Source organism: Streptomyces sp. GQ60, from assembly GCF_059758875.1.
Genome location: NZ_JCAXEG010000024.1, coordinates 44740 through 58687 on the forward strand (window position 1 = coordinate 44740; position 13948 = coordinate 58687).

The 13948-nt window shown below is 70.8% G+C and carries 17 protein-coding genes and 3 pseudogenes; 12 read left to right on the forward strand and 8 right to left on the reverse strand.

Going from position 1 to position 13948, the window contains the following annotated elements; all coding sequences use genetic code 11:
* Positions 1–14 precede the first annotated feature (14 nt).
* Both AC6CKD_RS34310 and AC6CKD_RS34315 read right to left on the reverse strand, forming a co-directional pair.
* Positions 15–656, reverse strand: a pseudogene (locus AC6CKD_RS34310) (flavodoxin family protein).
* 69 nt (positions 657–725) lie between these two features.
* Positions 726–1340, reverse strand: a pseudogene (locus AC6CKD_RS34315) (SRPBCC family protein); the annotation flags it as partial.
* On the opposite strand from AC6CKD_RS34315, the pseudogene AC6CKD_RS34320 reads away from it, so the two are divergent.
* The 4 genes and pseudogenes from AC6CKD_RS34320 to AC6CKD_RS34335 form a co-directional block, all read left to right on the forward strand.
* A pseudogene (locus tag AC6CKD_RS34320) lies at positions 1300–1497 on the forward strand (hypothetical protein); the annotation flags it as partial. The pseudogenes AC6CKD_RS34315 and AC6CKD_RS34320 overlap by 41 nt on opposite strands.
* Before the next feature lie 586 nt (positions 1498–2083).
* Complete coding sequence (locus AC6CKD_RS34325; protein WP_498332825.1) at positions 2084–2542, forward strand: GvpL/GvpF family gas vesicle protein; 459 nt, start codon at positions 2084–2086, stop codon at positions 2540–2542.
* Positions 2539–2757, forward strand: a complete 219-nt coding sequence (locus AC6CKD_RS34330; RefSeq protein ID WP_498332826.1) for a gas vesicle protein — start codon at positions 2539–2541, stop codon at positions 2755–2757. The genes AC6CKD_RS34325 and AC6CKD_RS34330 overlap by 4 nt, the downstream gene beginning before the upstream one ends.
* Positions 2747–3160, forward strand: coding sequence for a gas vesicle protein K (locus AC6CKD_RS34335; protein WP_498332766.1), 414 nt, complete (start codon positions 2747–2749; stop codon positions 3158–3160). Before AC6CKD_RS34330 ends, AC6CKD_RS34335 begins: the two co-directional genes overlap by 11 nt.
* Positions 3161–3203: 43 nt before the next feature.
* Here AC6CKD_RS34335 and AC6CKD_RS34340 read toward each other — a convergent pair whose 3' ends face one another.
* Positions 3204–3467, reverse strand: a complete 264-nt coding sequence (locus AC6CKD_RS34340; RefSeq protein WP_498332768.1) for a GlsB/YeaQ/YmgE family stress response membrane protein — start codon at positions 3465–3467, stop codon at positions 3204–3206.
* Positions 3468–3842: 375 nt separating this feature from the next.
* On the opposite strand from AC6CKD_RS34340, the gene AC6CKD_RS34345 reads away from it, so the two are divergent.
* The 3 genes from AC6CKD_RS34345 (at position 3843) to AC6CKD_RS34355 (ending at position 5992) form a co-directional block, all read left to right on the forward strand.
* Entirely contained in the window at positions 3843–4262 is a 420-nt protein-coding gene (locus AC6CKD_RS34345) for a hypothetical protein (protein WP_498332769.1), read from the forward strand.
* Positions 4263–4794: 532 nt separating this feature from the next.
* Positions 4795–5205: a hypothetical protein gene (locus AC6CKD_RS34350; protein WP_498332771.1), complete on the forward strand. Its 411-nt coding sequence runs from the start codon at positions 4795–4797 to the stop codon at positions 5203–5205.
* 82 nt (positions 5206–5287) lie between these two features.
* On the forward strand, positions 5288–5992 hold the full coding sequence (locus AC6CKD_RS34355; RefSeq protein WP_498332773.1) for a DUF6766 family protein: 705 nt from the start codon (positions 5288–5290) through the stop codon (positions 5990–5992).
* Positions 5993–6021: 29 nt separating this feature from the next.
* Here the strand turns inward: AC6CKD_RS34355 and AC6CKD_RS34360 are convergent, their stop codons facing one another.
* Entirely contained in the window at positions 6022–6549 is a 528-nt protein-coding gene (locus AC6CKD_RS34360; protein WP_498332775.1) for a DUF5133 domain-containing protein, read from the reverse strand.
* A 369-nt stretch (positions 6550–6918) separates the two neighbouring features.
* Between AC6CKD_RS34360 and AC6CKD_RS34365 the strand changes: the two genes are divergently transcribed.
* Genes AC6CKD_RS34365 through AC6CKD_RS34375 form a run of 3 tightly spaced genes read left to right on the forward strand, consistent with a single transcriptional unit; the run spans position 6919 to position 8913 of the window.
* Positions 6919–7338 carry a hypothetical protein gene (locus tag AC6CKD_RS34365; protein WP_498332777.1) on the forward strand — a complete coding sequence of 140 codons (420 nt, stop codon included), beginning with the start codon at positions 6919–6921 and terminating at the stop codon, positions 7336–7338.
* A 24-nt stretch (positions 7339–7362) separates the two neighbouring features.
* Positions 7363–8133, forward strand: coding sequence for a GAF and ANTAR domain-containing protein (locus tag AC6CKD_RS34370; protein WP_498332779.1), 771 nt, complete (start codon positions 7363–7365; stop codon positions 8131–8133).
* Between the two features lie 45 nt (positions 8134–8178).
* The gene (locus AC6CKD_RS34375; RefSeq protein WP_498332780.1) at positions 8179–8913 is read left to right on the forward strand and encodes a GAF domain-containing protein; all 735 of its coding nucleotides are present in this window, start codon (positions 8179–8181) and stop codon (positions 8911–8913) included.
* 23 nt (positions 8914–8936) lie between these two features.
* Here AC6CKD_RS34375 and AC6CKD_RS34380 read toward each other — a convergent pair whose 3' ends face one another.
* Entirely contained in the window at positions 8937–9164 is a 228-nt protein-coding gene (locus AC6CKD_RS34380) for a hypothetical protein (protein WP_498332782.1), read from the reverse strand.
* Between the two features lie 213 nt (positions 9165–9377).
* Here AC6CKD_RS34380 and AC6CKD_RS34385 point away from each other — a divergent pair, with 213 nt between their 5' ends.
* Positions 9378–10091 (forward strand): UdgX family uracil-DNA binding protein, encoded by a 714-nt coding sequence (locus AC6CKD_RS34385; protein WP_498332783.1) that lies wholly within the window; start codon positions 9378–9380, stop codon positions 10089–10091.
* A gap of 129 nt (positions 10092–10220) precedes the next feature.
* Here AC6CKD_RS34385 and AC6CKD_RS34390 read toward each other — a convergent pair whose 3' ends face one another.
* The 3 genes from AC6CKD_RS34390 to AC6CKD_RS34400 form a co-directional block, all read right to left on the reverse strand.
* The gene (locus AC6CKD_RS34390) at positions 10221–10634 is read right to left on the reverse strand and encodes a CBS domain-containing protein (RefSeq protein ID WP_498332785.1); all 414 of its coding nucleotides are present in this window, start codon (positions 10632–10634) and stop codon (positions 10221–10223) included.
* A 90-nt stretch (positions 10635–10724) separates the two neighbouring features.
* Positions 10725–11105 (reverse strand): profilin, encoded by a 381-nt coding sequence (locus AC6CKD_RS34395; RefSeq protein ID WP_498332787.1) that lies wholly within the window; start codon positions 11103–11105, stop codon positions 10725–10727.
* Positions 11106–11213: 108 nt separating this feature from the next.
* Positions 11214–11690 (reverse strand): hemerythrin domain-containing protein, encoded by a 477-nt coding sequence (locus AC6CKD_RS34400; protein WP_498332789.1) that lies wholly within the window; start codon positions 11688–11690, stop codon positions 11214–11216.
* A gap of 470 nt (positions 11691–12160) precedes the next feature.
* On the opposite strand from AC6CKD_RS34400, the gene AC6CKD_RS34405 reads away from it, so the two are divergent.
* Positions 12161–13942, forward strand: coding sequence for an N-acetylglutaminylglutamine amidotransferase (locus AC6CKD_RS34405; RefSeq protein ID WP_498332790.1), 1782 nt, complete (start codon positions 12161–12163; stop codon positions 13940–13942).
* Positions 13943–13948: the final 6 nt, after the last annotated feature.

A 13948-nucleotide genomic window follows, 5' to 3' on the forward strand; every position in this document is an offset into this window, starting at 1 on the left:
GGGGTGGTCGGTGATCAGGGAGAGGGCGGGTAGGGGGCCGCCTTGAGGCGGCGCGCAAGGTGGGCGGTGTTGGCCGCGAGGGACTTCGTGGTGGCCGCGGTCTTCTCGGGTGCCCTGTCGAGGTCCTGGTAGTCGGCGCGGTGCGCGGATTCGCCGACCCAGTAGGTGACGGCCCTCGGCGCGAGGGTGAAGCCGACGTCGTTGAGCGCCTGGAACAGGTCGGGGGAACAGGTCGGCGCAGACCTTGCGGGCGCCGACGTCGTTGCCTACGACGCAGATGGCGGCGACCTCGCCGTAGGTGTGCTTGCGGCCGGTGTCGTGCTTTCGCCCAGCTCGGCGTGGAGGCGTTCCAGGACGTGCTGGGCGAGGCTGGAGCGGGGGCCGAGCCGGACGGGCGTGGACAGGATCAGAATGTCGCAGCCCAGGACCGTGTTCCGGATCTCCGGCCAGGCGTCACCGCCTCCCGTGTCGGCATCGACGCCCGGTGCGACGTCGTGCTCGGAGATCCGGACCACCTTTCCGGTGACGCCGTGATCGCCCAGAGCGGCCATGGCCTGCTCGGCCAGCAACAGCCGGCTGGACCGCTTCGGCGAGGGGGACGGCGTGCAGACCAGCGCGACGGCGTGCAGCGGCGTGGTCTCGGTCGTGGTGCCCATGTGATCCGGCTACCCGGGTGGTCACGCGGTATCCCGCCGTTCATGACGATGGCTGTCCTGAATGCGTGCTCACGCGGGCTGCCGGCGTCGGCGTCGGCGGGGCGGAGGGGCTTCGTACTCATCCTCCTCGGCTTCTTCCTCCGGTTCGTCCTCGTCGGCTTCGTCATCCGTGTCCTCGCCCTCGGCCTCGTCCTCGTGCTCGGCTTCTTCTCCGCTCGGTTCCTCGGCCTCTCCCTCGTCCTCTTCGTACTCGTCGTCCTCTCCCTCTTCGGCTTGTTCTTCTTCCAGGGCTTCCTCGTGGGTCCGGACGACCTCGCCGTCGCGGATCTCGCCGCGCCAGCCCTCTGGTTCGTCGGTGGGGAGCATGGTGTGGCGCAGGAAGTTCTTGAGGTCCAAACGCAGTCGGCGGCCCTGCGCACGCCACAGATTGCCGGTCTTCTCGAACAGCCCGGAGGGGTGGTACTCGACGACGATGACGATGCGGGTCAGCGACGGGGCGAGTTCGTGGAAGGTGACGCAGCCCCGGGTGGTTCCCTTGGCGCCTTGGGAGGTCCACACGATGCGGTCGTCGGGTACCTGTTCCTGAACGGTGGCTTTCCAGCTTCGGGTGGAGGGCCCGACCTTCACCTTCCAGTCGCTGGTGGTGTCGTCGTCGCGCGAGACGTCGCGGACGCCTTTGGCGAATTCGATCACCGCGAAGGACCACCCCTGCCGCCTGGACGGCATCACCGGCGTCGGCTCCGAGCCTTCCCCGCTGCGCACGGTCACCGAGGGGTCCCTGTGCGCGGTGGTAAGCGACATCGTCGAGGAGATCCGGCCCAAACGCCGCGATCTGACCGCGCACCAACAGGTCCAACAACAGCTGATGGCCGACGGGGTGATCCTGCCCCTGCAGTTCGGCTACGTCGCCCCCGACGACCTCGCGGTCCGCCAGGCCCTCGAATCCAACGGGGAGAACTACCTCGGCGCGCTCCAGCGTCTCGAGGGCTGTGCGGAGTACCACGTCAGGGCCTCGCAGAGCGATGAGGAACCGCTCCTGGAAGAGATCCTCCAGGATCTGCCCGAGGCGAGAGACCTCAACGACCGGATCCGTGGCGGCGACCGGGACCCCGGCCTCCCGCTCGCTCTGGGGGAAATGGTCGCCCGGGAGGTGCGGGCCCGCCAGGAGGCCGTGGCGGCCGGCCTGACAGAGAACCTCGTCCCCTTCTCCCGCGAGTACCTGTCCCACCCCGCCTCCGGGAGCGACTTCCTCAACCTCTCCCTCCTCGTACCGGACGAAAACAAGGAGGCTCTGCGTACCGCGCAGGCCAACCTGGCGCGCGACCTCGGCAGCGGCGTGGACCTGCGGTTCTCCGGCCCGCTGCCCCCAGGACGACCAGCGGGCCCGCGAAGCCCTCACCCGCCGGCACGCCGCCTTCACGCAGCGCCTGGACCAGCTCCACGCCCCCACCGAGTACGGCGTCAAGATCTACCTCGATCCCGCCCCGGCCGGTGCCGGCCCCCTCGGGGGAGCGGAACCCCCCGCCCGGAACGCGGCGCCCACCAGCCCGGGCCGGGCCTACCTCCAGGCCCGCAAGGCCCAGCACCATGCCCGCGAAGCCGTCCACGACCACGCCCGGCACGCCGCCGAAGTCGTCGAAGCCATCGCCGCCCGCCACGCCACCCGATGCGTACGCCACGCACCCCAGCGCGGCGCTCTCACCGGCTCGCTCGAAAACGTACTCAACAACGCCTACCTCGTGCCCGACGGCCAAGCCGACGAGTTCCGAAGCGCGATCGCCGCCGCCGCCCGCGACTTCCCGGATCTGCGCATCGAGGTCACCGGTCCCTGGGCTCCGTACTCCTTCGCCACGCCCGAGGCCGACAGCTCCGGGCCGCCGCCATGACGCTCACGGATCACGGCGAGCCCCTGCCCGGCCGCCACGTCGCCCTCGTCGATCTCCTTGACCGGCTCCTCAGCGGTGGCGTGGTCCTGACCGGTGACATCGTCCTGTCCATCGCCGACATCGACCTGGTGCGCATCTCCCTGCGTGCTCTGATCGTCTCCGTCAGCTCCGAGACGGCCCCCCGGGCACAGGACGGCGGCCGCGATGAACCCTGAAGACGCCCTGCCACCCCCTTCGGGCGCCCTGCAGGACGTCGGTGACAGCCTCACCCGTGCCTTCCGCCTCGTTGAGGCGCCCCCCGAGGCCCCCGAGGCCCCCGAGGCCCATGGCCGGCAGCCGCGCCCCGCCGGCCGCCTCCGCACGGACCCCGAGACCGTCGGGGAAGACCTCCTCAAGCTCGTCCTCACCGTCGTCGAGCTCCTCCGCCAGCTCATCGAACGCCAGGCCCTGCGCCGTGTGGACGCCGGAGACCTCACCGACGCGCAGGAAGAGGAACTGGGAGCGACCCTCCTGGCCCTCCACGACAGCCTGGCCGACCTGTGTGCTCAGCACGGCTACTCACTGGAAGACCTCAACCTCGACCTCGGTCCGCTGGGTCCGCTGCTGCCCCGCGACTGAGGGTCCCGCCCGTCGCCCGGCGGAACCCGCACCCGTCCGGATTTCAGTCTTTGGCTCGAAGGAAGAGCCGGTAGAGGACCAGCAGAATGAGGGAGCCGACAATGGCGGCGATCCATGTGGAGATCTCGAAGAAGCCGTCGATGGAGTCGACTCCGAAGATGACCTTGCCGAGCCACCCGCCCAGGAGGCCTCCCGCGACGCCGATGAGCGGCGTGACGACGCAGCCGCCGGGGTCCTTCCCCGGCATCAAGAACTTCGCGATGATTCCGGCGATAAGCCCCATCAGAATCCAGCCGATGATGCCCATGGCGTGCCTCTTCTTCACATAAGACGTGCGGATCCGTTGGCCCTACGGGGTCAGCGCTCGAAAGCGTCCTTTCCCCTCTCCTTGGCGCCCCGGCCCTTCCCGCGGGCCTCCAGAGCGGCTCCCTTGGCGGCGGTGGTCTCGTTGCCGAAGGCGTGCGCGGTCTTCCGCACCACCTTCGGACCACTTGCTCCGCCGTGGCCTTCATCTTCTCGCTGGCACTCATCTTCGGACCATCCCTATACGGGTATATGCCGATATATGCCTCTACCCGCGACCGGCAGAAGCACGCATGTGCCCGGCGCTCGCTTGGCCCGGCCACCAGGAATGCGGTCCGGTGCGGGGAGAGCGCCGTCAGGCAGGAGATGAGGTGCGGTGATGGCGGGCCACCTTGATCAGATGGTCGGAGCCACGCTCTACGAGGCGCCGCGATATGCGGGGACCGCCGTCACGGTGCCCCCCGACAGCGGTGACGAGGGAGGCGTGGCGGTCGTCTACTCGCTCGCCCACCTGGGGATGAGCCGACTCTCGTCCCTCCGGGCCCCCGCGGTACCCGCCGACCCCGACGATGCCTTCCACCAACGACTGCGCGGGTTCACCAAGATCACCGTCTGGGAGTCCAGGCCGGACACCGCGCTCACCGACGAGGGCGAACGGGGCGCGACCTGGCAGGAGTACGGTGCCGACATCGCGGATCTCGGCTCGTGGGCCGTGACGGCCCACTACGTTCGTGTGTGGAAGCAGACGGCGGAAGGCGCGCCGGCGGCCATCGTCCTCCCCGTCGAGTTCATGGAGTGAAGCCCGACCCAAAGCCAGGGCAGCGCGGCGCGCAACAGGCGACGCATCGCCGCGCATCCCCCACAGCGTCGCCCGAACGCCCCACTCCATCAGCTGCACGAACATCCGGCGCACGAGGGCCCGAGGCGTCCAGCGGCGAGCCCGATGGTGCCTGATCTTTCTGCGGATACGCCGTCTCAAGGCCTTCACGAGTACTCCTTCCCGCTGCCGGGCCTCGGCGCGGGGGTCAGGGCCGACTCCCCTGGCGCTCGCCCTCTTCCGACGCCTGCCCACGACGCACCCGGGTAGTCGAGGCGCACCGGTTCTGCCGCGATGACCGCGAGTCGTTCGTGGCGGGCGCCCACCCGCCGTGACCCGTCCCGTCGTGTCGGGTCGCCGCCTGCGGCCGACCGGGTGGTCTGCGACGGACGACGAGGGTTCGTGGGCTCGGGCGGGGCACATGTACGAGATGGCTCTGTGGTGGTGCTCCCCGAGGAGAAGGCGCGTGAACCCGGTCCCGTCCCCCAGGACTGCCTGCCGGGGCAGACCGGTGATGGCGAAGGCCGCGCGCGCCGCCCTGTGTGCGGGCGCCGTCGCCGTCCTCGCCGGCGGTTGCGGAGCACCCGCGGCTCGGGTGGACGGGGCGCGGGCCGCGGGATGGGGGTTCGAGCGGGCGCTGGCCACCGGGGATCACGCGGCGGCCTGCCGGCTGCTCGCACCCGAGACGCTCGGGCAGTTGGAGCAGGACGAGGGAAAGGCCTGCGCCGACGCGCTCGGGGCAGAGGAGCTGCCGAAGGGCGGCGCCGTGCGCGCGACCGAGGTCTACGGACGTCAAGCCGTGCTGCGCCTCGCCGGCGACACGCTGTTCCTGTCTCAGTTCAGCGGGGGATGGAAGATCGTGGCGGCCGGCTGCACCCCGCAGGGGGAACAGCAGCCCTACCAGTGCGTGCTGAAGGGCGGCTGAGGATGCGCTTCCTCTTCGTGACCTGTCTCGTCGTGGTGGTGGGCGGGCTCGGCTACTTCATCGCGATCGGGGCGATGCAGCGATGAGCGACGACACGCGCGGCAAACCGCGACGGAGCGGGTTCTGGCGGGACAACAGCCTCACCCTGGCGTTCGGGATCGCGTTCCTGCTGGTCCTGGTCGGGCAGGCCATCGCCGGACACGCCGAGTTCAACGACCAGTTGACCGTCGACGGCCTCCAGCGGATCGGCCTGGGCGAATACGTGACGACCTCCGACTTCGCCGTGGACGTCACCGAGAACTGGCAGTCGGAATTCCTGCAGTTCTTCCTCTACATCTTCGGCACCGTATGGCTCGTCCAGCGGGGCTCGCCCGAGTCCAAGGAACTCCACAAGGTCGGTACCGAGTCCGAGCGGGAGCAGCACCTGGGCGATCACGCCAGGAAGGACTCCCCCCGCTGGGCCGGCACGAAGGACTGGCGGCAGCGGCTGTACTCCCGCTCGCTCGGCCTGGTCATGGGGGGCCTGTTCATCGGGTCCTGGTTCGCGCAGTCGATCGCGGGCACGGCGGCGTACGACGAGCAGCGGCTGCGGCAGCTCCAGGACCCCGTCGGCTGGGGCACCTACCTGACCTTGCCGGACTTCTGGAGCCGCACCCTGCAGAACTGGCAGTCCGAGCTCCTCGCGGTTGCCGCGATGGTCATCCTGTCCGTCTACCTCCGCCAGCGCGGCTCACCCGAATCCAAACCGGTCGGCGCCCCGCATGCGTCGACCGGCGTCGAGGGCTGACTCCACAGACGCATGCGGGCACGCGGTCCCTACGGGCCGTTGGAAGGCGCTGCGAGGTGTTCCAGGGCGGCCAGGACTGCCGTGTGGACGCTGGCTCGCCCCATGAGGACGCAGAGCGTGTAGGCCGCGTCGTCCATGGCCCGTAGCGCGGTCGGATCGTCGGGATGGGCTGCGAGGCGGGCCTGGCTGCTACGGAGCCGGGCCAGGACTTCTTCGGTCCGTGCGCGGGCCGGCACGATGCCGACGGGCTGGCGGACCGGCGTACCGGGGGTGCGCGCCGCTTCCACCGCGCGGCGGACCGCGCGTTCCACGTGTGCCGGTACCGGCTCCCCGCGGGCGCCGGCGACCATGGCGGCGGCCAGGTCCTCCAGCGTGGTGCGGGCGAGGCCGGCGGCAGTCGCCAGGATCCCCTGCGCATCGCGCGCCGTGCACGGCGTCGCCATCAGCATCCCGAGTGCCCACGCGGTGCCCGGATCGCCCAGCGGCCGCCGGGCGCGTTCATCCGCCGGGGCGGGTGCGGTAGGTGGGTCCAGGGGCCGGCGCGCGGCTGGAGGCATACGGAGGATCCCTCCAATCCAAGGACGCACGACGCGGAGGAGCGTGTACGGAAGGTATTCCCGCCCGGACAACGGCAGTACCCACGGCACGCCGACCCGGCACGGGGGATCGTCGGCTGCCGGCCGGGTTCCGGTCCGGCAGATCTGTCGGCGGCCGTACGGATCAACCGGGCTCCAACCGTGGGATGGTGGTGGGGATGGACCAGCCTGGTTCCGTCGTATCGAGGCTTCGGCGCCCCCGCCTGCCGGACGGGCTCCCCTCGCGGCCTTCGACACCGCCGGACAAGTCCGCAGCACCCGCTGCGAGCCCAGACCAAGGCCCCCAGGGCCTGATGTGCAAGGCTGCCGCCCCCTAGGTGGGGAAGCCTCGTGACCTCCTGCCGCGCCCGGACCCAGCTCCTGGGCAGTTACGCCGTCATCACCCTGTGCCCCGATGGCCTTGCCGGACCGCACCTGGAATGCGTCCTACGCCTCCGTGCCGCCCTCACCCTCCTGCCGACCACTGTGCGGTGCCTCGTCCTCGACTTCGGGGACCTCGCACCGGACGAGGCCGCCGGAATCCTGCCCACCGCCTACGCGTGGAGCGCGGCACACGAGATGTCCCTGGTCCGCATCGAGGCCGGCCGCAAGGGCCGGCCGCGCGCATCGCTGCTCCACCGCCCGCGCCCCGCGGAACCGGTGGAGCAGGCTGCTCTGCTGGCATACGCGCTGGCCACGCGCGCGCTCCTGCTGCGGGTGCAGGGAATCTGCCTCGCCCGGCGTACTGATCCGCCGTGCCTTCGCGTCTGACGCTGCCGCTGGAGGTGAAGCGTCGTGGATTCCGTCCACCCCGAGGACAATCAGCGGCCCGCCGACGGGGGACCGCGCCCCGAAAACGCGGCCGGTCCCGAGTTGCGGGAGCTGTTCACCGGAGCCGTCCGCGGTGTCCCCGGTGCGGACGTGCCCGCGGCCCTGTGCCGGGCGTGCGTCGACCTGATGGACGTCACCGGCGCCTCGGTGTCACTGTCCGGCGAGGATCCCGACACCCGCACGCTGTGGTGGTCGAGCGACGAGGTCGCGGGCCGGCTCGCCGAAGCCCAGTACACGCTCGGCGACGGACCCTGCCAGACGGCGCTCACCCACGGCTCGCCCGTCCTGGCCGGGGACCTCACCGGGGGCCCGGACGCCGCCCGCTGGCCCGTCTTCGCCCAGCAGGCGGTCGAGCTCGGGGTTCTGGCCGTGTTCTCGCTGCCGCTGGGCAGCAGCGCCCTCGCGATCGGCAGCCTCGACCTCTACCGCGACCGCACCGGCCCCCTCTCCGACCAGGACCGTGCCTTCGCCTTCCCCGCCGCCGACGCGATCACCACCGCCCTGTTCGCCCTCCAGGCGCGAGACTCCGGAACCGGTCTGGGCGGCTCCTGGTTGGACGAGGCCGAGACGGACCACGAGGAGGTCCACCAGGCCACTGGAATGATCATGGTTCATCTGGGAGTCGACCCCCACCAGGCCCTGGCCCGCCTGAGGGCCCACGCCTTCTCCCACGGACAGACCGTGACGGAGGCGGCTTTCGACGTCATCGCCGGAAGGATCAGGTTCCATGACTAGGCCCGACAGCGTTCACGAGGGGGAGCAGGAAGCGGTGAAACCGGCATGAGCACCCGCGAGGAGCAGCTCACCGAAGCATTCGTCACGCTCAGCGATACCCTCGCCGACGACGTCGACCCCACGACGCTCCTCGACCGGCTGACCCGGCACAGCGTCGCTCTGACCTCCGTCGACGCGGCGGGCGTCATGCTGGTCAACGCCCGCGGACAGCTGCGTTCCGCCGCCGCCACCGAGCACAGCGTCGAGCTGACCGAGATGTGGCAGGCCCAGATCCGCCAGGGCCCCTGCATCGACGCCTTCGACCAGGGCATCCAAGTCCACGCGATCGACCTCGAAGCCCACCGCGACCGGTGGCCCGCGTTCGTCCCGCTGGGCCTCGCCGCCGGCTACCGCAGCGCCCACGCGGTGCCGCTGATCGCCCGTGGCCGGCCCATCGGCGCCCTCAACCTCCTGGGCCGGCTGCCCACCCCGCTGACCGGTGCCGAGACGCGGCTGCTGCGCGCCCTCGCCGACGTCGCGACCACCGCCCTGATGACGTGGAGCAGAGACGGCCTCCGGTCCGAGGACATCACCGCCCGGACGCAGGCCGTCCTCTCCGGCAAGGCGGTCTTCGACACGGCCAGCGGCATGATCGCAGCCACCGCCGGCAGAACCCCCCACGAAGCCGCCCACTACCTCACCGCCTACGCCGGACGACACCACCGGCGCCCCACCGAGGTGGCCAAGGACCTGGTCGAACGGCGCACCACACCCGAGACCATCGTCGGCAAAGCCCCCTGACGCGCCCCGGCAGTGATCTGGGTTCAGCGCAACGCGTCGGCGAGCAGCCGGACCGCGAGCGCGGACGCGGCCAGTGCCGCGGTCTCGTCGCCGTGGCTCAGGGCGAGCCGGGCGGCCTCGACGGACGCGCGAGCCCGGTCGGATACGTCCGCGGGGAAGACATTGGAGTTCAGCGAGACTTCCGCCCGCCTGATGTTCCCCAGCACCGTATCGGCTGACGAGGGGGAGGGGGAGTGGATGCCGTCGTGCACGGGGGCTCCCTTCAGAGGTCGGGCCTGGCACGTCGGAACCGACGCGGCGGCCCTCGCAGGGCTACCCCGCGTGTGGCGTCGTATGCCCGAACCGGCCGTGGCCGTTTCGTCGCGGTGGCGTCGGGCAGACGCCGGTTGCCGTTCCGTCCCCCGGGCTACGGGACGGACGTGGGGCACCAGTCGGTTCGGGCGGCGGTTCGGAGATGATCTGCGATGGACGCGCGTGCGAAGACCGCCCCGGCCGCGGACACCGACCGGGATCGCGGGCCGACCGCCGACGGCCGGCAGTACGACGCGACGCCGTACGTGCCTTCGCGCGGCGGGCTGGCCGCACTGCGTCGGGCCGCCGCCGGGTGCGAGGGGTGCCCGCTCTTCCGGAACGCCACGCAGACGGTGTTCGGCAAGGGCCCGGCTCGTGCGAGGTTGATGCTTGTCGGAGAACAGCCCGGGGACCGCGAGGACGTGGCGGGGGAGCCGTTCGTGGGTCCGGCTGGGCAACTGCTGCGCAAGGCGCTGGCCGAAGCGGGGCTCGGCGACGAAGAGGCGTACGTGACGAACGTCGTCAAACACTTCAAGTTCACGCCCTCCCCCAGCGGCAAGCGGCGCATCCACAAGCCGCCGAGCCTGCGGGAGATGACCGCGTGCCGCCCTTGGCTGGCCAAGGAGCTGCGGCTGATCACCCCGGAGCTGCTGATCGTACTGGGCGGTACGGCGGGCAAGGCCCTGCTCGGCTCCCCGTTCCGCGTGGCGGATCAGCGCGGAGTCCTGTTGCCCATGTCGACGCTCGACGGCGCGGACTCCAGCGCCCTCACCGGGCAACTGCTGGCGACGCTGCACCCCTCGGCGGTCCTTCGGGCCACCGACCGGCATGCCGCCTTCGCGGGCCTGGTGGCGGACCTCTCCGTCGGTGCGTCCGTCCTGGAGTGACCGGGCGCGGACGAGGGGTTCGAGGTGGCGGCGGCGGAACCAGGGGCTTGCCGGGCATGCCGGCAAGCCCGCGTCCGCCTCAGCCTCCTCTAACCCCTCTGTGCCGCACGGCGCCGTCTTGCGGGCCGCTCAGCTGGACAGCGTCTCCAACAGGTCGCCGACCTTCGCTTCCGGCAGGGCGCGGGCCACGTCGGCCTGGGCGACCATGCCGACGAGGTCGTGCCCGTCGATGACCGGCAGGCGGCGCACCTTGTGCTGGGCCATCGTGCGAAGGATCTCCTCCGCGTCGTCGTCGGCCCCGATGGTCACGGCCTCGCCCTGGGCGAAATCGCCGGCCTTGCACTGGGCGGGGTCCAGGCCCTCCGCCAGCACCTTCACCACGATGTCCCGGTCGGTGAGCATGCCCTTGAGCCGGTTGTCGGTACCGCAGATGGGCAGCGCGCCGACCCCCAGCTCCTTCATCTTTTCCGCTGCTTCCAGGATGGTTTCGTCGGCGCCGATGCATTCGGCGCCTTCCGTCATGATCTCGCGGGCGGTGGTCATGATGTCTCTTCCTCCCTCGTCGCCCGGTCTCCGTGTACTTCTGGGCGCCTGCCCGGTCAGACCCGGAGCTATCCTGCCCCGGAGGTGTGGTTACGGCGATCCGGAAGCGAGGAGCGCGGCGAGCTGGTCCACGGCGAGGACGGCGTCGGCCGGTGGCCGGCCCGGTTCGTACAGGCCGACGACGACGAACGGAGGCCGTTTCACGGCTATCACGCCGGAGTCCGCCTGCTTGCCGTGCAGGAGGTGCCGGTTCGCCTCCGCCGCCACGTACCTCCGGCCCCCCACCGTGATCCCTTCGCTGATGGCGTCCGCCGGTGCCTCGAACAGCTGCACCAGCCGCCTTCCCTCCCGCACGGTGGTGAGGAACGGGCCCGTCGAGGCACGTACGGAACCGTCCATCCGCAGGATTTCGGCCTGCGCGAGACAGCTCGACTCAAGGGCCCGTCGCAATTCTGTCGCTGCCCCGTCCATCGTGCTGCTCCCTCCTCGTCCTCACGGCACCTTCGCACCGTGCGCCTTCCCCGGCCGAGGACGGCGAATACGCGGGAAGGCCGAAGAGGGCGACCTGGGACCGGGTCCCTACGTGCCGGTCGCGCTGGGTACGGCCAGCGGATCGCGCGGCGCGTTCTTCTTCTCCGCCTCGAGCCGTTCGCCGATCTCGGTGAGCCGGTTGCGTCCCAGGGCCTTGCGGACGTCGGGGAACCACTCCTGTTCCTCTTCTTCGACGTGGTGGCGGACGTTCTCCATGAGGACGCTCATTTTTGCCTTGAAGCGTTCGTCCGAAGGGTCCATGTCCTTGAGTTCGGAGAGCATCCACACGACCGCGTGGTGTTCCTCGATGCTCTCGAGAATGTGATCGGTGGTGTCCGGAGCCGCCTCACGGGCCGCGGGATAGAAGATCTTCTCCTCGATCCACGCGTGCACGGTCAGTTCCTCGATGACCTCGGCCGCGATCGCCTGCCGGTCGGTGAGGTCCTCGTCCCCCGTCTTCTCGAACCGCTTGAAAAGCTTCTCGACCGTCTTGTGGTCTTCGCGCAGCAGCACGATCGCGTCCATTCCCGTCTCCTTCTCCGTAGCGGTCGAGCCCTCGTCCGGCCGGGCCGGCCGGGATGCCCGAACCACCATGGCGCCGCGAGCGCGCAGCCCCGGCTTCCGGCGCAGAGGACACTCGCCAGACCGCCCGCACGGACCAACATCAGCCGGTTCAGTCCGGCGGTCCCACCCCGCGCGAACAGCGCCCCGACCGTCCTTGACGGCCGACCGGTGATCATGCTCTCCGCAGCAGCAGCAGCAGCAGCCCGCCGTTCCGACGGCGGGCTGCCGCTGTCCGGAGGGTCGTTCGCTTGAGGGGCGTGCCGCTGGGCAGACGGTTCATGTGTCAATCGCCCCTTCGGGTGGATCGATGGTGGTCGGCCCGACGGGCGCAGGAGCGTAACCATGATGAACAAGAGCTGGTCTCCCACAGAGACTGAAGCCCCCAGGGCGGGGCGCGCCGGAGGCGGCGTCCAGGCAGGCCGAGGTGCGCCATGTGCGGTTTGAGCGGGGAGGTGCGCTTCGACGGTGGCCGGACCGATCTGGCCGCGGTCGAGAGGATGACCGACGCGCTGGAGCCGCGAGGACCGGACGGCAGGGGTGTGTGGTCGCAGGGCTCGGTGGCGCTGGGGCACCGGCGCCTGGAGATCATCGACCTCTCCGAGCGCGGAGCGCAGCCCATGACCGACGCGCAGTCGGGTCTCACCGCCGTCTTCAACGGCTGCATCTACAACTACCGTGAGCTGCGCGGCCGTCTCGAGCGACTCGGACACCGCTTCTTCTCCGAATCCGACACCGAGGTGGTCGTCAAGGCGTACGCCGAGTGGGGGCCGGAGTGCGTCGAGTCCCTCGTCGGCATGTTCGCCTTCGCCGTGGCCGAGCACCACACGGGTCGGGTCGTCCTGGGGCGGGACCGCCTGGGCATCAAGCCCCTGTACGTCACCGAGGACGGCGACCGGCTCCGCTTCGCCTCTTCCCTGCCGGCGCTGCTGAGGGGCGGGGGCGTCGACACGTCGCTGGACCCGGTGGCACTCCACCAGTACCTGAGCTGGCACGGCACGGTGCCGGCGCCGCGCACCGTGCTGAACGGGGTGCGCAAACTCCCGCCGGCCACCGTCCGCGTGGTCGAGCGGGACGGCACCGGACAGGACCGCTGCTACTGGCAGCCGTCCTACACCAGGCACTCCGAGCTCGGCGACGACGCCGTGCTCTGGCAGGAAGCCCTGCACGACGCACTGCGCACAGCGGTGCGGCGGCGCACGGTCGGGGACGTCCCGATGGGGGTGCTCCTGTCCGGCGGGCTGGACTCCAGCCTGATCGTGGCGCTGCTCGCCGAGCTGGGGCACGAGGACGTCACGACCTTCGCCATGGGCTTCGAGTCGGAGAACGGGGAGGAAGGCGACGAATTCGTGTACTCGGACCTGGTCGCCCGCCGGTTCTCGACGGACCACCACCAGTTCATGATCCCCTCCGACCGTCTTCCCGCGGCCCTGGAGTCCGCGATCGGTGCCATGGCGGAACCGATGGTCAGCCATGACGCCGTGGCGTTCCACACGCTGTCGGAACAGGTCTCCAAGGAGGTCAAGGTGGTGCTGTGCGGCCAGGGTGCGGACGAGGTGTTCGCCGGCTACCACTGGTACCCGCAGATCGCCGCGGCCCGCCGGGCGGAGGCGGACACGGCGTACGCGACCGCGTACTTCGACCGGAGCCACACCGATCTCACGGCCATGCTGGAGCCCGCCTTCGCTCCCGACCACGACGCCTCGATGGACTTCGTCCGCGCCCACATGGCCACCCCCGGCGCCGAGACCGCGCTCGACGCGGGCCTGCGCATGGACGTCCACGCCCTCATGCAGGACGACCCGGTGAAGCGGGTCGACAACATGACCATGGCCTGGGGTCTGGAGGCACGGGTGCCCTTCCTGGACCACGAACTCGTCGAGCTGGCCGCGGCCTGCCCTCCCCGTCTGAAGCTCGCGCAGGGCGGCAAGGCCGTGCTCAAGGACATCGGCCGCACCCTCCTGCCGCGGCAAGTCGTCGACCGGCCGAAGGGCTACTTCCCGGTTCCCGCGGTCCGGAACATGGCGGAGCCCGTACTGGCCCGCGTGTGCGACGCCCTCACGGCGCCCGAAGCACGCCGCCGTGGCGTCTTCGACCAGCGCTTCGTCAAGGAGCTGCTCGCCGAACCCAACCGTTTCCGCACCAGGCGTGGTGCCAACACCCTCTGGCAGGTGGCCTCGTTGGAGATCTGGCTGCAGGCGCAGGGCATCAACTGAGCGTCG